Consider the following 18161-nt stretch of genomic DNA (forward strand, 5'->3'; position numbering starts at 1 on the left):
CGGCGGCCTCCCGCGGCCTCCCGCGGCCTCCCGGCTCACGTGTGCTGCATGACGAGGATGAACGTCGTCCCCGGTTCCAGCGCCTCGTACGAGTGCGCCACGTCCCCGCGGTAGGTCAGGTAATCGCCGGGCCCCAGTTCCACCTCCTGCCCGGCGGGGCCCGCCTTCATCCGGCCCGAGCCGACGATCAGGTGCTCGACCGTGCCGGGGATGTGCGGGTCCGACATCCGGGCAGCCCCCGGCTCGGCGCGCAGGCGGTAGACGTCCCGCCGGGCCCCGGGAGGGCTCGCGGACAGCAGGGTGGCGACGAAGTTCGCCTGCCCGGAGGCGACCTCCGGGCCCTCGCCGGCGCGGATCACCTGGACCTGCGGCGCGGGCGGCTCGACCAGCGCGCTGAACGGCACCCCGAGGGCGACCGCGAGCGCCCAGAGTGTCTCCACGTTCGGATTCCCGCCCGCCGCCTCCAGCTGGGAGAGCGTCGACTTCGCGATTCCGGCGCGTTTGGCCAGCTCGGACAGGGACAGCCCGGTGCGGGCCCGCTCGCGCTTGAGCGCTGTGGCGATCCACTCCAACGGGAGCCGGGCGGGGGGCTCGGACATCGCGTTCGCTCCGTTCGCTTCATCGGTACGATCGTTCGCCTTGACGGACAGGCGATCTGCTGTCCATTGTAGGAAACATGCGTTCGGTACAGCGAACAGCGCGAACACCTGATGACATGTCCCTGGTCCGTGACAGCTCGCTCGTCTGGCTCGCCAGCGGGGTCGTCGGCGTCTCCTTCGGCGCCGTGTCCGTGGCGGGCGGCCTCCCGATGTGGGTGCCGGTGCTCATGTCCCTGGTGGTGTACGCCGGCTCGGCCCAGTTCAGCGCGGTGGGCGTGCTGCTCGCCGGGGGCGGGCCGATCGCCGCCGCGGCGACGGGGCTGCTGCTCAACACCCGCACGGCCGCGTTCAGCCTGGCGGTCGCGGAGATCATCGGTACGGGGCGCGCGGCCCGCTTCCTCGGCGCGCACCTGGTCACCGACGAGACGGTCGCCTTCGCCCTCGCCCAGTCCGATCCGGTACGGCAGCGCAGGGCGTTCTGGATCTCCGGGCTCGGTCTGTTCGCCGTCTGGAACATCGGTGTGCTGGGCGGCGCACTCGCCGGGGACGCCCTGGGGGACACGGCCCGGTACGGCCTCGACGCCGCGTTCCCCGCCGTACTGGTGGCGCTGGTGCTGCCCCAGCTGCGGGGCGATGCGACGGTACGGCGCTGTGCCCTGCTCGGCGCGGTCATCGCCCTCGCGGTGACGCCCGCCGTGCCCGCCGGGGTGCCGGTGCTGCTCGCCCTGGCCGGACTCCTCCTGCACCGCCGACAGCGCGTGGAGGCCGCCGTATGAACGCCACCGTCGTGGTGATCCTCGCGCTGGCCGTCGGCACGTACGCCTTCCGGCTGGTGGGGCCGGTGCTGCACGGGCGGGTCGAGATACCCGCGCGGGCACAGGAGCTGGCCTCGGCCGGGGCGGTGGTCCTGCTCGTCGCCCTGCTGGCCACCGGCGCGCTGACGGAGTCCGGCGGCTTCGCGGGCTGGGCGCGCCCCGCCGGGGTCCTGGTCGCGGGCGTCCTGGCCTGGCGCCGGGCGCCGTTCCCCGTCGTGGTCGTGGCCGCGGCGACGACGACCGCGCTGCTGCGGCTGGCGGGGGTGGGCTAGACCGGGGCTGGGCCGGGGCTAGACCGCCTTTCGCCAGATCGTCAGGTCTCCCTCCAGGAAGGCGATGTCCGGGACCGCCGTGGACTTCACCTGGATCACGAACAGCCCGATGTCGCCCTCGGTGTCCTTCATGCAGAACTCGGTGCCGACCGCCGCCCCGGACAGCGTCCAACTGTGCTTGTCGGCGCTCCTGAGCATGAGCCGGCAGTCGTCGAGGGTGGTGCCGTGCGCGCCGTACATCTGCAAGAACACCGCGCTGTCGCTGGTCAGTTCGCACCCGATCGGCCGGCAGTCGAAGCGGATGTCACCCTTGCGGTCCTTCCGTGCGGGCTCCTTGTCCTTGAGGCTCAACGAGGTCTTCGCGTCCAGCCACAGCAGGGGAAAGCCCTCCGGCCGCGGGTCCCGGGGCGAGGCCGACGAGGACGCGGCATCCCCGGACGCGTTGCCGCCACCGTCACCGCCCCCTTGCGCCGAAGGGTCCGACGAGTCCGATGCGGAGCTCGGCGCCGACGCCGACGACCGCGCGGCCGGACCGGTGGCGGACGTCCTGGAATCCGCCGCGTCCCGGCGCCCGAGCCGGTCCTTGGCGTCCATGACCGACCACGCCAGCAACGACACCAGCAACGCACCCCCCGCCACCCCGGCGGCCGAGATCAGCGCCGTTCGCCGCCTGCGGGCCTTCCGCTGCTCGGGCGTCGGCTGCGGCGGACGGGGCGGAGCGAGCAGCGGCTGGGTGTACAACGGCCGCGTGTGCGCCGGGGCGGGACGCGGAACCGGCCCCGGAACCACGACCTCCGGCCCGGTGATCTCCCGCCACACGGCCGGCCCACCACCCGCGTCCGCGCCCGGCCCCAGCCGCTCCCGGCACCACCGCACCACCTCCGCCGCAGTGGCCCGCTCCCCCGGATCGGCGGCCAGGCACCGGGCCAGCAGCGGCCGGAGCGGCTCGGGCAGCAGGGTCAGGTCGGGCTCGGAGTGCACGATCCGGTAGAGCACGTTGATCCCCGGGCCGTCCCCGTACAGCGGCCGGCCCAGCGCCGCGAACGCCGCCGTCTGACCGAGCGCGAAGACATCGGTCGCCGCCGTGACCTCGTGGCCCGACGCCTGCTCGGGAGCCATGAACGAGGGCGTGCCGATGACGGCACCCGTGGCGGTGTACGCGGTGCCGTCGGCGGCCGTCGCGATGCCGAAGTCGATGACCCGCGGCCCGTCGGCGGCCAGCAGCACGTTCGACGGCTTCAGATCCCGGTGCACGATGCCCTCGGCGTGGATGGCCTGCAGCGCCTCCGCCACCCCCGCCATCAGCCACAGCACCGCCGGTACCGGCAGCGGTCCACGCCGGGCCACGGCATCCGCCAGCGACGGCCCCGGCACGTACAGCGTGGCCAGCCAGGGCGGTACGCCGTCCGCGTCCGCGTCGATCAGCTCGGCCGTGTACGCCCCCCGCACCCGCCGGGCCGCCCCGATCTCCCGCGCGAACCGGCGCCGGAAGTCCGGGTCGTCCGCCAGCTCCGGCCGCACCACCTTGAGCGCCACCGGCCGGCCGCCCTGGGTGTGCGCCAGGTAGACCCGGCCCATGCCTCCGGCGCCGAGCCGCGCGGCCAGCCGGTAACCGGCCACCACCGGCGGATCGTCCGCCTGCAGTGGCTGGAAAACGCCCGTTTCCTGGTCCATCGGTCTCTTTCCCCCCGTTCCGATCACTTGACCGAACGGCAGCAGCCTAAGGGGGGTGTCAGTGCGGGCCGGTACGGTCCCCCGTCATGACCGACACGGCTGACTTTCTCACCGCCACCCGCACCTTCTACGACACCGTCGCCGAGGACTACGCCGCCCACTTCGGGGACCACCTCGGGGACAAGCCGCTGGAGCGGGCGCTGCTCCGTGCGTTCGCCGAACTGGTCGGCACCGCCGGGACCGTGGCCGACCTCGGGTGCGGCACCGGCGTCGCCACCGCGTGCCTCGCCTCCCTCGGCCTCGACGTCTTCGGGCTCGACCTCTCCGCGTCCATGCTCGCCGTCGCCCGCCGCGAGCATCCCGCCCTGCGGTTCGAGCAGGGCTCGATGCTGGAGTTGCCCCTCACCGACGGTTCGCTCGCCGGGGCCGTGTCCTGGTACTCCAGCATCCACACGCCCGTGGAGGAACTCCCCCGCCTCTTCGCCGAGTTCCACCGGGTCCTCGCCCCCGGCGGCCATCTCCTCCTCGCCTTCCAGACGGGCGACGAGCCGCGACGCCTGGCTCAGCCGTGGGGGCGTCCGGTGACGCTGGACTTCGAGCGCCGCCGCCCCGAGTTCATGGCAGGCCTGCTGGCCGACGGCGGCTTCACGCTCCGCTCCAGCACCGTCCGCCAACGGGACGCGGCACAGGCCGAGTCAGCGGACCAGGCGTTCCTTCTCGCCCAGAAGGAAGGCTGACCAGGCGGCGGGGGCGACGGTGAGGTGGGGGGCGGCGGGTTGCTTCGAGTCGCGGATGTGGATGGCGGTGGGGTGGGCGGCCACCTCCAGGCATTCGCCGCCTTCACCGCTGCTGTAGCTCGACTTGCGCCAGCTGTAGGCGAGTTCGAGGCAGTCTCCTCCCTCACCGCCGCTGTGGCTCGACTTGAACCAGGCGAGTTGGCCACTGCTCATAGCGACTCCAGCTTCTTTTCGATCAACGCCCGGGACTCCGTGGGTGATAGTGCCATCGCCCGCATGGTCCCATAGCGGTCTGCGATCTTCCGGACCTCTTCGCCATCGGTGATCAATCGTGGAAAGCCCTGGACTTCCGTGTACGCAACCTGCGGGTGCCCCTTGGGGAAGAGGAGGTTGAACGCGCCGTCCATGTTGGGGTGTTCCTCCGAGGACGTCGGCATCACCTGGATCTCGACGTTCTGCATGGCGCCGACTCGAAGCAGGCGGCGCAGCTGCTCCGCGTGGACCAGTTGCCCACCCATCGGCCGGTCAAGCACAACCTCTTCGAGGACGTAGCTGACCACTGGCGCAGGTCGGCGCTCGAACACTTGCTGGCGCGAGAGGCGGTCGGCCACACGCTTCTCGATGGTTTCCTCGCTGAGAAACGGCCGCCGTTTCGCGAACACGGCCCGCGCGTGCCCCTCGGTCTGCAGTAGGCCCTGCAAGGCGTGGCTGCTGTAGTGATGCAGCTCAACCGCCTCCGCCTCCATCGCCGCGTAACTCCGATACCACTCCGGATGCCGAGTCCGCGCCCTGCTCATCGCCTCCTCGACCTGCGGGATGACGGCAGTCAACAGCCCCCCGGCTCCCAGGATTTCGTCCGCCTTCCGCAAGAACTCCGGCCTCGGTGTCCGTACCCCTCTCTCCATCGCCGAGATCTGGTCGGGGCCGTACCCCACCAGGTCCCCGAACTCCCGCTGGCTCAGCCCCGCCCGCTCCCTCAGCAACTTCAGCTGCTTGCCGATCACGACGAAGACACCCACCGCCCCGTTGACCTCGGCGGGCGTCTCCGGTCGCCGCTCGTCCATCGTCACCTCCGACTCCCGTACAGCAAACCAACCGCACCCGTACGACTACGCACAGTCGCCGGTCCTCCCCTGGTCAGCGTAGGGAGAACCCACCACTCTCGGTGACGTGAATCCGCAAATCTCCACCCCCGCAACCGGGGCCACCGAACTCGTCCAGCGCCTCAGTGCCACCCCGCTCGGCGCCCGGCTGGCCCGTCGGCTCACCTCCACCCAGCTCGCGATCTGGGGATATCCGCACGACAGTGACCCGAACTGCACGGCGCAGCTGATCGTCGCGGAGCTCGCGGCGAACGCGGTCACCCACGGTCGCGTCCCCGGCCGGGACTTCGAGCTCCGGCTGCGGCTCCTCTCCGAGAGGGACACCTTGCGCATCGAGGTGAGTGACGCCCGGGGAGACAAGGAGCTGCGGTTCCTGGACGGCCGGCCGGAGGACGAGAACGGGCGCGGGCTCGTCGTCGTACTCGTGCTGTCGAGCCGGTGGGGCGTGACGCAGCGCACCGTCGGCAAGACCGTCTGGGCCGAACTCCCGCTCAGCCCGCGGCAGCGCCCGCAGCGGCCCCGCCCCGGAACTCCGCGACCGTGTGGGCGAAGGCCCGCGCCGGAGGGCTGAGGGCGTCCCAGCGGCGGACGGCCCAGCCGACCGGCAGGGGGCGCAGGCCCGGCAGCGGGACGAGTCGCAGGTCGCCCTCCCCCGGTACCGGAAGGCCCGGTACGGCGGGGACCACGGCCCGGCCCACCCCCAGCTCGGCCAGCTGCAGCGCCGTGTCCCAGTCGGCGACGCTCGTGTCGTAGGTGAAGCGGACGCCCAGCTCGGCGCAGGCCGCGTCCAAGTGGACGGCGGAGGTGGAGTTCGGGGGCAGCCGGATGAGCCGTACGCCGGCCAGATCGGCCGCGTCGAGACGGGGCCGCCCGGCGAGGGGGTCGTCCGCGGGGACCGCGAGCAGCCACGGCAGTTCCGCGACCGTCCGCTGTTCGATGCCCCGGACCGGGGAGCCGACGGTGATCCAGGCCAGGTCCAGGGTGCCGTCGGCCAGCGCGTCGAAGGTGCCGCGCCCCGAACTGACCGTGCGGAATTCGAGGTTGACGGCGGGATGGCGGCGGCGGAAGGCGACCACCGCCTCGGACATGAAGTGCCGGACGGTGGTGGCACCGGTGGCGACTCGGACCTGCCCGCTGTGGCCGTCGACCAGGTCGCGCAGCTGCCGTACGGCGAGGTCGAGCCCGGAGATGCCCTCGGCCGCGGCGGCCTCCAGTATCCGCCCGGCCTGGGTCGGCAGGACGCCCCTCGGCAGCCGTTCCAGCAGTGCGACCCCGGTCTCCCGCTCCAGGCGCTTGATGTGCTGGCTGACGGCGGACTGGGTGCAGCCGAGGTCCCGGGCGACGGAACTGAGGCTGCCGGCGCGGCACACGGCCACGAACACACGGAGGTCGTCCAGGGTCACGACATCCAAGCTAACACTTGGGTACGGGAAGGAAACCCAAGGATTGACTGGCAGTCAGGTGCCGTACGAGGATCGGTGGCGGGCCACGGCCGACCCAGGCGGCAACCCGCTCCGCGCGCGAGGAGCGGGTGCCGACCCCCGGTCGCTCAGGGCCCGGTGGCCGGGCCGTACAGGCCCTCCACCTCGCTCGCGAAGTCGGTCGTGATCTGCTCGCGGCGCAGTTTCATCGACGGGGTCAGATGGCCGGACTCCTCGGTGAAGTCCACGGGCAGGACCGCGAACCGGCGGATGGACTCCGGGCGGGAGACCAGCTTGTTGGCCTCGTCGATCGCGCGCTGCAGGACGGTCTCCAACTCCGGGTCACCGACGAGGAGTTCGGGCGGCACCGGGTGCTTGCCGATCATCTGCCGCCAGTGGGTCAGGCCGTCGATGTCGAGGGTGATCAGCGCGGCCACGTACGGGCGGCCGTCGCCGACCAGCATCACCTGGGAGATCAGCGGGTGCTGGCGCAGCCAGTTCTCCAGCGGGGCCGGGGCCACCGACTTGCCGCCCGCCGTGATCAGCAGCTCCTTCTTGCGGCCGGTGATGGTGAGGTAGCCCTCGTCGTCCAGCTCGCCGAGGTCGCCGGTCGGCAGCCAGCCGTCCCGGGTCGCGGGGACGACCCCGCCGGCCTGCGGGTCCCAGTAGCCGCGCAGGACGTGGTCGCCGGAGACGAGGATCTCGCCGTCGGCGGCGATGCGGACGCGGGTGCCGGGCAGCGGCCAGCCGACCGTGCCCAGGCGGGGTTTGAGCGGTGGGGTGACGGTGGTGGCGCCGGTGGTCTCGGTCAGGCCGTAGCCCTCGAAGATCTCGATTCCGGCGCCCGCGTAGAAGGCGGCCAGGCGCCGGCCGAGCGGGGAGCCGCCGCAGATGGCGTACCGGACGCGGCCGCCCATGGCGGCCCGGAGCTTGCGGTAGACCAGCGGGTCGTGGAAGGCGCGGGCGGTCTTCAGGGAGCGGCTCGGGCCGCCGCCGGTGCCGGTCTGCCGGGCCTCCAGGGCCTCGCCGTAGCGGACGGCGACCGCCGCCGCCCGGTCGAAGGCGGCGACCCGGCCGCCCGACTCGGCCTTCGCGCGGGCCGAGTTGTAGACCTTCTCCAGCATGTAGGGAATGGTCAGCAGGCAGGTCGGCCTGAAGGCGGCGAGGTCCGGGAGGAGGTCGTCGGCGGCCAGGCTAGGCGCGTGGCCGAGCCGGACGCGGGCGCGGACGCAGGCGATGGCCACCATGCGCCCGAAGACATGGGACATCGGCAGGAAGAGGAGGACCGACGGCTCCTCGCCCTGGTCGGCCTTGAAGACGGGGTGGAGCAGCTCGATCGCGTTGTCGACCTCGGCGAAGAAGTTGCCGTGCGAGAGGGCGCAGCCCTTGGGACGCCCGGTGGTGCCGGAGGTGTAGATGAGGGTGGCGAGGGTGTCGGGGCCCAGCATGCCCCGGCGTACGGCCACTTCGCCGTCCGGCACCTGGACGCCGGCCTCGGCGAGCCGGGCGACGTGGTCCTTGTCCATCACCCACAGGTGGCGCAGGTCGGGCAGGTGCTGGAGTTCGGGGCCGAGGGCGGCGGCCTGCGCGGCGGTCTCGGTGATCAGGGCGACCGCCCCGGAGTCGTGCAGGATCCACCGGGTCTGGAAGACGGAGGAGGTCGGGTAGACCGGCACGGTGACCAGGCCGGCGGCCCAGGCGGCGAAGTCGAGGAGCGTCCACTCGTACGTCGTACGGGCCATGACGGCGATCCGGTCGCCCGGCACCAGACCCTCCGCTATCAGCCCCTTGGCCACGGCGAGGACCTGTTCGGCGAAGTGGGCGGCCGTCACGTCGGCCCAGCGGCCGTCCTGCTGCCTGCGGCTGAGCACGATCGCGGCGGGGGACGCGTCCGCGTTGTCGAACGGCAGGTCCGCGAGCGAGCCGTGTTTCACCGGGGACGCGAACGGCGGTACGGACACCTCCCGCACGGCGCCGTCCAGCCGCTGGACCCAGGGCTCCACGAGGACCGGGCGGCCGTCGTAGTCGGTGGCGGAGACGGGGGTGCCGGAGGAGACGGGGGCGTTCGGGAAGGGGGCGGACACGGGCGGCTCCTCTGGCGTTGCAGCGGTGCGCGGCTTGCTGCATGACGTACGTGCCTCACGCGTGGAGGCGTTCACCGGCGGCGGTCCGTGAGATAGGGGTTACCTCCGGTTAGCGAGGTGATCGTACGGGTCCCTTGTGAGGGGATCGTGCGGGTTCGGGGGTGCTCCGGGGCCGGGGATGTGCAGCCTCGGGGGTTGTGTGACGGACGCTCACGTTAGACTTACCGGCGGTAACCTTACTGCAGAGTAAGCAATGGGAGCTGGACATGCCAGGCGAGTTGCTGCATCTCACGGGCGGCGTGCTTCGCTCTCCCTTCAAACGGCCCTCCCCGCACGCGGACTTCCCTAGGGACCGGCTGGTGCGGGCCGGGATACGGGTCGACCAGGACCGGCTGGCCGCCTACGAGCGGGTGTGCGGCTTCCCCACCGGCTCGGCCGACGGCGCCCTGCCCGTCACCTATCCGCACGTCCTCGGCTTCCCGACGGCCATGCGGCTGATGAGCGACCGGGCCTTTCCGCTGCCGCTGCTGGGGCTGGTCCACACCTCGATCGAGATCACCCGGTACACCTCCCTTCCGGCGACCGGGGAGTACGAACTCGCCGTGCACGTCGAGGGACTGGCCCCGCACCGGCGCGGCACCGAGGCCACCGTGGTCACCGGGATGCGGGCCGAGGGTGAGGTCGTATGGGAGTCGCGGAGCACCTATCTCGCGCGGCACCGCACCGACGGGCCCGCCGAACCCCGGGAGGCGCGGCCCGCACCGCTGCCCGTCGTCGCCGAGTGGCGGCTCGCGGGGGACGTGGGCCGGCGGTACGGCGCCGTGTCCGGCGACCGCAACCCCATCCATCTGCACCCGCTCACCGCCCGCCTCCTCGGCTTTCCGCGGGCCATCGCGCACGGGATGTGGACGGTGGCGCGGTGCCTCGCCGCGAGCGGCTCCGCGGGCGGCTCCGCGGGCGGCTCCGCCGTGGTGCGGGCTCGGTTTCTGGCGCCGGTGTTGTTGCCGGGGACGGTGGCTTACGGGGCGGATGGGTCAGGTCGGTTCGAGTTGCGGGGTGAGGGAGGGCGACTGCATCTGTGGGGTGAGGTGAGCTAGGCGCCGTTGGGGTGCTTCGCCGTTGCCGAGTGCTGGTCCGTCGTGGTTACTCGCGCCCACGCGGCGGAGCCGCATATCGATACAGCCCCGCGCCCCTAGGCATCCGCAGTCGGCGGCGTCCAGGAGTTGCCCCGCATCAGATTGCCCAAGCCCGACCAGGCGAAGTTCATCAAGGTGGTCGCCGCCTGGCGGGCGGTGACGCCGGGGGTGGTGTTGGCCCAGGCGGCCAGGGATTCCGCCGCGCCGACCAGGGCCTCCGCCAGGCCCGCCACCTCGTGCTCGGGGAGGTCGGGGGCTCGGTGGGCCTCCCGGGCGGCGACGGCCACCAGGTGGGTCACGAAGGCGACGATCTCCTCGCGCATCGCGGCCACCTCGGTCGCGAAGGGTTCGCCGTGGGTGCGGGCCTGGAGGTGGAGCACGGACCAGGCGTCGGGGTGCTCGGCGGTGTGGGCGAAGAACGCCTGGAGGCCGTCCCAGAGCCGGCGGTCGGCGGGCAGGTCGGTGCGCACCCCGGCGCGGACGGCCTCCGTCAGGGCGGTGGCCTCGCGGCGGATGCAGGCGGTGAAGAGGTCTTCCTTGGAGTTCAGGTACAGGTAGACCAAGGGCTTGGAGACACCGGCGAGTTCGGCTATCTCGTCCATGGAGGCGGCCATGTAGCCGCGTTGCCCGAAGATGCGTACGGCGGCGTCGAGCATCTGCTGCTCCCGCACCGCACGCGGCATCCGCTTGGTCTTCGCCCCACCCATGAGGGCAAGACTAGTTGGACGCGGCCGCCCCGCCCTGCGCCCTCGCGGCGTCGTCGGCGCCGTCCTCCTGGCCGCGGCTGGCGTCCAGGTTGGCCTTCATCCGGTCGACCCGGGTCACGATCTGCACCGAGGCCCGGTCCCGCTCCTTGCGCAGCACCACCCAGCTGATCGGCGCCGACAGGATCAGGGCGAGCAGCAGGACCCAGAGGCCGTTGGAGTTGCCGAAGCCGCGCGGGAAGATGCCGGAGTAGACGGCTCCCCAGACGACCACGAGGCAGCCGGCGAAGATGCCGAGGCGCATCAGCGTGTAGCGGAGCATCTCAATCCACTCGTCCGATTCCAAAAGGGGTCATCGTCCAGTGAAGCACGAGCGGGGAGGGATCTTGCACGGGGGTCAGCCGAGGGGCAGCAGCATGGTGATGTCGTCGCGGTCGTCCCCCGGGGCGACCCGGATCGCGCCGGGCACCCGGCCGACCTCCTTGTAGCCGCAGGACGCGTAGAAGCGCTCCAGGCCGTGGCCGCCCCGGCAGCCCAGGCGGATCGCCTCGATGCCGTCGAAGGTGCGGGCCGCGTCCGCGGCGGCCGCCAGCAGGTCGCGGCCGTACCCCTTGCCCTGGTGCCTCGGGTGGACCATCACCGTGTAGAGCCACACCCAGTGCCGCATCAGACGGTGGGCGTTGAACGAGATGACGGCGGTGGCGGCCACCTCTCCGGCCTCGTCGTGCCCGACGAGCAGCCGGCTGCGCCCCTCGGCCAGCTGCGCGAACAGCCGGACCAGCTCCGGGCGTATCTCCTCGCGGGTCACCGGCGGCACGAAGCCGACGGCGCCGCCCGCGTTGCTGACGTCCGTCCACAGGTCGAGGAAGCCGTCCCGCAGCTCGGGCGTGATGGCGGGGTCCAGCGTGAAGGTAAGTGGCATGCGGCGATGTTAGCCATTACCCCAGGGCTCGCGCAGCCACTTTCAGGTCCGCCACCAGTCCCTCGTACGCGGCCCTGCGGTCCTCGTCCTGCGCCCTCAGCACGGACGACGGATGGACCGTCGGCACCAGCCGCTCGGGGCGGCCGTGGATCTCCCGTTCCAGTACGGTCCCGCGCGTCTCGCCCACCCGGAACGAGGACCCGAGCAGCGCCTTGCCCGCGGTGGCGCCGAGGACCACGATCAGCTCGGGCTCGACCAGCGCCAGCTCCGCCGCGAGCCAGGGCCCGCAGGCGGTCATCTCCCGCAGGCTCGGCGCCTTGTGGATGCGGCGCTTGCGGGGCTCGGCCTGGGTGAACTTGAAGTGCTTGACGGCGTTCGTCACGTACGACTCCGCCGGGTCGATGCCCGCCTCCGCGAGGGCGCGGTCGAGGAGCTTGCCGGCGGGACCGACGAAGGGCCTGCCCTGGCGGTCCTCCTGGTCGCCGGGCTGCTCGCCGACGAGCATCACGCGCGCGTGGGCGTTTCCGGCGCCGAAGACGGTCTGCGTGGCGGGGCCGTGGAGGGGGCAGCCACGGCAGTCCGCGGCGGCCCGGCGGAGAGCGGCGAGATCGGCACCGTCGGGGACGAAGGGCTCCGCGGTGTAGGCGTCCTCGGGGGCTTTCGTCACAGCCATGCCCGCCGGGTACCCGGTGTGGGGCGTGGCGAACGAAGGGGTGGTTTCGGCCGTCGCCCGGCTACCGCGCCGTCGTGGCTCGTCGCGCAGTTCCCCGCGCCCCTTTAGGTGGGACCACTTCCCCCCCGCTTACCAGCCGACCGAGTCGGGTGGGTGGGCGGGCGAGGGATCTCAGACCCGCATCGGCTGCGGCGACTCCCGGCGGGCCGGGTCGGGGCCGTCGTACTCGCGGATGATCTCGTAGCGCGTGTTGCGTTCCACCGGGCGGAAACCGGCGTCGCGGATCAGCTCCAGCAGGTCCTCGCGGGTCAGCTTGTTCGGCGTGCCGAAGTTGTCCGCGTCGTGGGTGATCTTGTACTCCACGACCGAGCCGTCCATGTCGTCCGCACCGTGCTGGAGGGCCAGCTGGGCGGTCTGGACACCGTGCATGACCCAGAAGACCTTCACGTGCGGGACGTTGTCGAAGAGGAGACGGGAGACGGCGAAGGTCTTCAGCGCCTCCGCGCCGGTCGCCATCTGGGTGCGGGCCTGGAGGGTGTTGCGTACCTTGCCGTCCTTCATGTCCACGAAGTCGTGCTGGTAGCGCAGCGGGATGAAGACCTGGAAGCCGTTCGTCTCGTCCTGCAGCTCACGCAGGCGCAGGACGTGGTCCACGCGGTGGCGGGGCTCCTCGATGTGGCCGTACAGCATGGTGCACGGGGTCTTCAGACCCTTCTCGTGCGCCAGGCGGTGGATGCGGGACCAGTCCTCCCAGTGGGTCCGGTGGTCCACGATGTGCTGCCGGACCTCCCAGTCGAAGATCTCCGCGCCGCCGCCGGTGAGGGACTCCAGGCCCGCGTCGATCAGCTCGTCCAGGATCTCGCTCGCGCTCAGCCCGGAGATCGTCTCGAAGTGGTGGATCTCCGTCGCCGTGAAGGCCTTCAGCGAGACGTTCGGGAGGGCCTTCTTCAGTTCCCTGAGCGAGCGCGGGTAGTAGCGCCACGGCAGGTTCGGGTGCAGGCCGTTGACGATGTGGAGCTCGGTGAGGTTGTCCGACTCCATCGCCTTGGCGAGCTTGACGGCCTCCTCGATGCGCATCGTGTACGCGTCCTTCTCCCCCGGCTTGCGCTGGAAGGAGCAGTAGGCGCAGGAGGCCGTGCACACGTTGGTCATGTTGAGGTGCCGGTTGACGTTGAAGTGGACCACGTCACCGTTCTTGCGGGTGCGCACCTCGTGGGCGAGGCCGCCGAGCCAGGCCAGGTCGTCCGACTCGTACAGCGCGATGCCGTCCTCGCGGGTCAGCCGCTCACCGGAGCGGACCTTCTCCTCCAGCTCGCGCTTGAGCCCGACGTCCATGCCAACACGCCCTTTCTACGACAGCACCGCCCACCGTATCCCTAGACCTCTTCGGGCAGCTCCCCGACCCGGTTCTCCCACTTGGTGGAGAGCACGATCGTGGTGCGGGTGCGCGAGACGCCCTTGGTTCCGGACAGCCGGCGGATGATCTTCTCCAGGCCGTCCACGTCCGTCGCCCGCACCTTGAGCATGAAGGAGTCGTCGCCGGCGATGAACCAGCAGTCCTCGATCTCCGGCAGGTCCCGCAGGCGCTGGGCGACGTCCTCGTGGTCGGCGGCGTCGGAGAGCGAGATGCCGATCAGCGCGGTGACGCCGAGGCCGAGGGAGGCCGCGTTCACCGTGGCGCGGTAGCCGGTGATGACACCGGCCGCCTCAAGACGGTTGATGCGGTCGGTGACGCTGGGGCCCGACAGGCCGACGAGGCGCCCCAGCTCCGCGTACGAGGCCCGGCCGTTCTCCCTCAGGGCCTGGATGAGCTGCCTGTCCACCGCGTCCATGCGATCGAAGCCTTCCGCTGAAGAGGTCTGAAGAGTTCCTGAAGTGATGAGCCGTACTGCTGGGACGTACCGCCATGTGCGCTACTGGTCCGTGCCGCCGCCCAGTTCGCCCTTCCAGCGCCGGTACAGGCCGTGCCCGACGCCCGCCGCGTCCAGCACCCGCCCGGCGACGAAGTCCACCAGGTCCTGGATGTGGGTGGCGCCCGCGTAGAAGGCGGGCGAGGCCGGTACGACGCTCGCGCCGGCGTCGTCCAGCGCCACGAGGTGCCGCAGGGTCTGGCCGCTGAGCGGGGTCTCGCGTACGGCCACGACCAGGGGGCGGCGCTCCTTGAGGGTGACGCTCGCCGCCCGCTGCAGCAGGTCCTTGGACAGGCCCAGCGCGACGCCCGCGACACAGGCCGTCGAGGCGGGCACGATCAGCATCCCCCGCACCGGGTACGACCCCGAGGACGGGCCGGCCGCGAGGTCCCCCGCGCTCCAGTACCGCACCCCGCTGATGTCCACGTCGAAGGTCCCGGGCTTGCCGTCGGCTCCCCGGGCCAGCCATTCGCGCAGGTCGTCCTGCCAGTGGGCGTCCCGGAACGAGATGCCCGTCTCGTCCAGCAGCGTCAGCCGCGAGGCCCGGCTGACCACGAGGTCGACCGCCTCCCCCGCCCCGAGCAGCCCCCGCAGCACGGCAGCCGCATACGGCGTCCCGGAAGCACCGGACACCCCCACGATCCAAGGCACGCGCTGCGTTTCTCCTGCGTTCACACCTTGAGCGTACCGGTGGGTCGGGAGGTGCTCAGGCCGGGTGGGGGGCCTCGGGGTGGACGGGGAGGCGGGAGGTGGGGACGGTGAGCTTCCCGAGGGGTGAGTGCACGATGAGCTCGGGGCCGTAGGGAATGGTGTCGCGGCCCAGGTAGCCGTCGGACCCCGGGTTCCACATGGTGACGACGTGGCCCTTGAGCGGGTCCAGCACCAGGTAGTTGGGGATACCCCGGGCGGCGTACCAACGGGGTTTCAGCTCGTAGTCCCGCCGGATGCTTTCCGGGGAGACGACCTCCGCGACGAACTCGATGAGGTCCGGCGGGTAGGAGATGCGGTTCTCGGCCTCCGCCTCGGCCGGGATGACCGCGATGTCCGGGCAGAACTCGTGCGCGTGGTCGAAGGGGAACGCCACGTCGGTCACCGGGGCGTGTCCCGACGGCAGCTGGGACTCGACGGCGTTCCAGACCGCGTGGACGGTGCTGCCGTCGAACGGCCTGACCGGGTATGCCACGACATTGCCCTCCACGATCTCCGTACGGAAGCCGGGAAAGGCGTCCTCGAACCGGGCGAGCTGCGAGTGAAGTCGGCCCACACCGCCGGAGGCTACTCAGGCGGTCAGACCTCGAACCAGGAGATCGAGCAGGGCGCACACGAACAGGGCAATGCCGATGAAGCCGTTGACCGAGAAGAACGCGCGGTTGAGGCGGGACAGGTCGTGCGGGCGCACGATCGTGTGCTCGTAGACGAAGGCTCCCGCGACGATCAGCAGGCCCAGCCAGAAGAACGCGCCGGCGTGAGTGGCCAGGGCGTACCAGACGAACAGGGCCGTCGTGACCGTGTGGCAGGCCCGGGCGCCCCAGATCGCCGCCGGGATGCCGAAGCGGGCCGGTACCGACATGACGCCGATCTCGCGGTCGGTCTCGACGTCCTGGCAGGCGTAGATCAGGTCGAAGCCGCCGATCCAGACGCCGACGGCGAGGCCGAGGATCACCGCGTCCCAGTTCCAGGTCCCGGAGATGGCCAGCCAGCCGCCCACCGGGCCCATCGCCTGCGCGAGACCGAGGATGGCCTGCGGGAAGTTCGTGAACCGCTTGCCGTACGGATACACCACCATCGGGATCACGGCGATGGGGGCCAGCGCCAGGCACAGGGGGTTCAGCAGGGCCGCCGCGCCCAGGAAGATCACCAGGGCGATCAGGGCGCCCGTCCAGGCGTGCCGGACGGTCATCGCGCCGGTCACCAGCTCGCGGTGCGCCGTACGCGGGTTACGGGCGTCGATCTCGCGGTCGATGATCCGGTTGACCGCCATCGCGAAGGTGCGCAGGCCGACCATGCAGACGGTGACCAGCAGCAGCCGGCCCCAGTGGACGTTCCGGTCCCACTCGTACATCGCCGTGAGCGAGGCGATGTAGGCGAAGGGCAGCGCGAAGATCGAGTGCTCGATCATCACCAGTCGCAGAAAGGCCTTCGTGCGTCCCGGCTGGGGGATCGCGGCAGAGGCGCTGCTCACAGGCCGTACTCCTTCCAGCGGCGGTCCACCAGGGCCGCCGTATCCGGGTCGGACTCCACCATGTCCGGCCAGCCGCCGTCGCGGGTGTAGCCCTCCTCGGGCCATTTCTTCGTCGCGTCGATGCCCGCCTTGCCGCCCCAGAACTGCTGGTAGGAGGCGTGGTCGAGGTGGTCGACGGGGCCTTCGACGACCGTGAGGTCACGGGCGTAGTCGGTGTTGCCGAGGGCCCGCCAGGCGACCTCGTGCAGATCGTGCACGTCGCAGTCGGCGTCCACGACCACGATCAGCTTGGTCAGGGACATCATGTGTGCCCCCCAGATCGCGTGCATCACCTTCTGGGCGTGCTTGGGGTACTTCTTGTCGATCGAGACGATCGCGCAGTTGTGGAAACCGCCCGCCTCGGGCAGGTGGTAGTCCACGATGTCCGGGATGATGATCTTGAGGAGGGGCAGGAAGAAGCGTTCCGTGGCGCGGCCGAGCGGTCCGTCCTCCGTCGGGGGGCGGCCCACGACGATCGACTGGAGCAGGGGGCGGCGGCGCATCGTCACGCAGTCGATCTTCAGCGCCGGGAAGGGTTCCTGCGGGGTGTAGAAGCCGGTGTGGTCGCCGAAGGGGCCCTCGGGCAGCATCTCGCCCGGCTCCAGCCAGCCCTCCAGCACGACCTCGGCGTTCGCCGGCACCTGGAGCGGGACGGTCTTGCAGTCGACCATCTCGATCCGCTTGCCCGCGATGAACCCGGCGAACAGGTACTCGTCGATGTCGCCGGGAAGCGGCGCGGTGGAGGCGTAGGTGACGGCCGGGGGGCACCCGAAGGCGATGGCGACGGGCAGCCGCTCGCCCCTTCTCGCGGCCACCTGGTAGTGGTTGCGGCTGTCCTTGTGGATCTGCCAGTGCATGCCGATGGTGCGCCTGTCGTGGCGCTGGAGGCGGTAGAGCCCGAGGTTGCGGACGCCGGTCTCCGGGTCCTTGGTGTGGGTGAGCCCCAGGTTGAAGAAGGAGCCGCCGTCCTTGGGCCAGGTGAACAGCGCCGGGAGCCGGTCGAGGTCCACCTCGTCGCCGTGCAGGACGACCTCCTGCACGGGCGCGTTGTCGGGTTTGACCTTCTTCGGCGGCACGTGGGTCATCGCGCCCAGCTTCCCGAAGGCCTCGCGCACGCCGACGAAGCCGTGCGGCAGCTCGGGCCGCAGCAGGCCGCCGATCTTCTCGGAGATCTCGCCGTACGACTTCAGGCCCAGCGCCTTCAGCAGGCGGCGGTCGGTGCCGAAGACGTTCATGGCGAGGGGCATCGCCGAGCCCTTCACGTTCTCGAAGAGCAGGGCGGGACCGCCGGACTTCTGCACCCGGTCGACGATCTCCCCGACTTCCAGATACGGGTCGACCTCGGCCTTGATGCGCTTGAGGTCGCCCTCGCGCTCCAGCGCCCGCAGCAGGGAGCGAAGATCGTCGTAAGCCATGCGGTCAAGTATCGCCGACGGGGAGAAACGGCGGCCGTGGGGGGCTTGTCGCGCCGTTGCCAGGTACGGGTGCGGGTGCGGGTGCGGGCGGGTTGCTCGCGCCGACGCGGCGGAGGCGCATATCGGCACAGCCCCGCGCCCCTTCGGGGCGCTCGATATCCGGGGCGCTCGTATACCCTGCACGCCATGCTCAGGTATCTGCCGTTCCTGCTGGTGCTGGCGCTGTGGATCTATGCCTTCGTGGACTGTCTGAACACCCCGGAGGAAGAGGTGCGGCATCTGCCGAAGGTGGTGTGGGTGGTCATCATCCTGCTCTTCGGCGAGGTGCTGGTGGGCCCGGTGGCCTGGCTGCTCACCGGCAAGGTGCGGAGCGGGGCCACGGCGCGCGGCGCCGCGGCCGGGCGGTGGGTCGCCCCCGACGACAACCCCGAGTTCCTCAGGTCCCTGAACAAGGAGGACCCCGGGCAGGGTTGAC

General features: G+C 71.4%; 22 protein-coding genes. 6 read left to right on the forward strand and 16 right to left on the reverse strand.

Features of this window, described 5'->3' with window-relative positions; genetic code table 11:
* Positions 1-35 precede the first annotated feature (35 nt).
* On the reverse strand, positions 36-599 hold the full coding sequence (locus tag ABB07_RS16420; protein WP_208899401.1) for a helix-turn-helix domain-containing protein: 564 nt from the start codon (positions 597-599) through the stop codon (positions 36-38).
* Between the two features lie 77 nt (positions 600-676).
* Here ABB07_RS16420 and ABB07_RS16425 point away from each other — a divergent pair, with 77 nt between their 5' ends.
* Positions 677-1375: an AzlC family ABC transporter permease gene (locus ABB07_RS16425; protein ID WP_208899402.1), complete on the forward strand. Its 699-nt coding sequence runs from the start codon at positions 677-679 to the stop codon at positions 1373-1375.
* Positions 1372-1686 (forward strand): AzlD domain-containing protein, encoded by a 315-nt coding sequence (locus ABB07_RS16430; RefSeq protein ID WP_208899403.1) that lies wholly within the window; start codon positions 1372-1374, stop codon positions 1684-1686. Before ABB07_RS16425 ends, ABB07_RS16430 begins: the two co-directional genes overlap by 4 nt.
* A gap of 18 nt (positions 1687-1704) precedes the next feature.
* Here ABB07_RS16430 and ABB07_RS16435 read toward each other — a convergent pair whose 3' ends face one another.
* Positions 1705-3360, reverse strand: a complete 1656-nt coding sequence (locus ABB07_RS16435) for a serine/threonine-protein kinase (protein ID WP_208899404.1) — start codon at positions 3358-3360, stop codon at positions 1705-1707.
* 86 nt (positions 3361-3446) lie between these two features.
* On the opposite strand from ABB07_RS16435, the gene ABB07_RS16440 reads away from it, so the two are divergent.
* The gene (locus tag ABB07_RS16440) at positions 3447-4097 is read left to right on the forward strand and encodes a class I SAM-dependent DNA methyltransferase (RefSeq protein WP_208899405.1); all 651 of its coding nucleotides are present in this window, start codon (positions 3447-3449) and stop codon (positions 4095-4097) included.
* Here ABB07_RS16440 and ABB07_RS16445 read toward each other — a convergent pair.
* Both ABB07_RS16445 and ABB07_RS16450 read right to left on the reverse strand, forming a co-directional pair.
* On the reverse strand, positions 4056-4310 hold the full coding sequence (locus ABB07_RS16445) for a DUF397 domain-containing protein (protein WP_208899406.1): 255 nt from the start codon (positions 4308-4310) through the stop codon (positions 4056-4058). The two genes, ABB07_RS16440 and ABB07_RS16445, sit on opposite strands and share 42 nt — an antisense overlap.
* Positions 4307-5161 (reverse strand): helix-turn-helix domain-containing protein, encoded by an 855-nt coding sequence (locus ABB07_RS16450; protein ID WP_208903476.1) that lies wholly within the window; start codon positions 5159-5161, stop codon positions 4307-4309. Before ABB07_RS16450 ends, ABB07_RS16445 begins: the two co-directional genes overlap by 4 nt.
* Before the next feature lie 106 nt (positions 5162-5267).
* On the opposite strand from ABB07_RS16450, the gene ABB07_RS16455 reads away from it, so the two are divergent.
* A complete protein-coding gene (locus ABB07_RS16455) occupies positions 5268-5771 on the forward strand; it encodes an ATP-binding protein (protein WP_244189386.1) in 504 nt (167 codons plus the stop codon).
* On the opposite strand, the gene ABB07_RS16460 is transcribed toward ABB07_RS16455, so the two are convergent.
* Both ABB07_RS16460 and ABB07_RS16465 read right to left on the reverse strand, forming a co-directional pair.
* A complete protein-coding gene (locus ABB07_RS16460) occupies positions 5692-6603 on the reverse strand; it encodes a LysR family transcriptional regulator (RefSeq protein WP_208899407.1) in 912 nt (303 codons plus the stop codon). The two genes, ABB07_RS16455 and ABB07_RS16460, sit on opposite strands and share 80 nt — an antisense overlap.
* Positions 6604-6749: 146 nt before the next feature.
* The gene (locus ABB07_RS16465) at positions 6750-8624 is read right to left on the reverse strand and encodes an AMP-dependent synthetase/ligase (protein ID WP_244189770.1); all 1875 of its coding nucleotides are present in this window, start codon (positions 8622-8624) and stop codon (positions 6750-6752) included.
* A gap of 347 nt (positions 8625-8971) precedes the next feature.
* Between ABB07_RS16465 and ABB07_RS16470 the strand changes: the two genes are divergently transcribed.
* Positions 8972-9802: a MaoC/PaaZ C-terminal domain-containing protein gene (locus tag ABB07_RS16470; RefSeq protein WP_208899409.1), complete on the forward strand. Its 831-nt coding sequence runs from the start codon at positions 8972-8974 to the stop codon at positions 9800-9802.
* Between the two features lie 95 nt (positions 9803-9897).
* Here the strand turns inward: ABB07_RS16470 and ABB07_RS16475 are convergent, their stop codons facing one another.
* The 10 genes from ABB07_RS16475 to ABB07_RS16520 all read right to left on the reverse strand — a co-directional run bounded on the left by ABB07_RS16475 (position 9898) and on the right by ABB07_RS16520 (position 17686).
* Complete coding sequence (locus ABB07_RS16475) at positions 9898-10548, reverse strand: TetR/AcrR family transcriptional regulator (RefSeq protein ID WP_208899410.1); 651 nt, start codon at positions 10546-10548, stop codon at positions 9898-9900.
* 10 nt (positions 10549-10558) lie between these two features.
* Positions 10559-10867: a DUF4229 domain-containing protein gene (locus ABB07_RS16480; protein WP_208899411.1), complete on the reverse strand. Its 309-nt coding sequence runs from the start codon at positions 10865-10867 to the stop codon at positions 10559-10561.
* Positions 10868-10942: 75 nt separating this feature from the next.
* Positions 10943-11467, reverse strand: coding sequence for a GNAT family N-acetyltransferase (locus ABB07_RS16485; RefSeq protein ID WP_208899412.1), 525 nt, complete (start codon positions 11465-11467; stop codon positions 10943-10945).
* A gap of 16 nt (positions 11468-11483) precedes the next feature.
* Positions 11484-12140: a UdgX family uracil-DNA binding protein gene (locus ABB07_RS16490; protein ID WP_208899413.1), complete on the reverse strand. Its 657-nt coding sequence runs from the start codon at positions 12138-12140 to the stop codon at positions 11484-11486.
* Between the two features lie 171 nt (positions 12141-12311).
* Entirely contained in the window at positions 12312-13475 is a 1164-nt protein-coding gene (gene mqnE, locus ABB07_RS16495) for an aminofutalosine synthase MqnE (RefSeq protein ID WP_208899414.1), read from the reverse strand.
* A 41-nt stretch (positions 13476-13516) separates the two neighbouring features.
* On the reverse strand, positions 13517-13972 hold the full coding sequence (locus ABB07_RS16500) for an Lrp/AsnC family transcriptional regulator (RefSeq protein ID WP_055707813.1): 456 nt from the start codon (positions 13970-13972) through the stop codon (positions 13517-13519).
* Between the two features lie 81 nt (positions 13973-14053).
* Positions 14054-14701 (reverse strand): UbiX family flavin prenyltransferase, encoded by a 648-nt coding sequence (locus tag ABB07_RS16505; protein WP_208899415.1) that lies wholly within the window; start codon positions 14699-14701, stop codon positions 14054-14056.
* 55 nt (positions 14702-14756) lie between these two features.
* The gene (locus ABB07_RS16510; protein WP_208899416.1) at positions 14757-15314 is read right to left on the reverse strand and encodes a Uma2 family endonuclease; all 558 of its coding nucleotides are present in this window, start codon (positions 15312-15314) and stop codon (positions 14757-14759) included.
* A 15-nt stretch (positions 15315-15329) separates the two neighbouring features.
* The gene (gene mqnP / locus ABB07_RS16515) at positions 15330-16232 is read right to left on the reverse strand and encodes a menaquinone biosynthesis prenyltransferase MqnP (protein ID WP_208899417.1); all 903 of its coding nucleotides are present in this window, start codon (positions 16230-16232) and stop codon (positions 15330-15332) included.
* Positions 16229-17686: a menaquinone biosynthesis decarboxylase gene (locus ABB07_RS16520; protein ID WP_208899418.1), complete on the reverse strand. Its 1458-nt coding sequence runs from the start codon at positions 17684-17686 to the stop codon at positions 16229-16231. Before ABB07_RS16520 ends, mqnP begins: the two co-directional genes overlap by 4 nt.
* Positions 17687-17872: 186 nt before the next feature.
* On the opposite strand from ABB07_RS16520, the gene ABB07_RS16525 reads away from it, so the two are divergent.
* On the forward strand, positions 17873-18160 hold the full coding sequence (locus ABB07_RS16525; protein ID WP_208899419.1) for a PLD nuclease N-terminal domain-containing protein: 288 nt from the start codon (positions 17873-17875) through the stop codon (positions 18158-18160).
* The last annotated feature ends 1 nt before the right edge of the window (position 18161 follow it).

The organism is Streptomyces incarnatus (assembly GCF_001027185.1).
Classification (GTDB): domain Bacteria; phylum Actinomycetota; class Actinomycetes; order Streptomycetales; family Streptomycetaceae; genus Streptomyces; species Streptomyces puniciscabiei.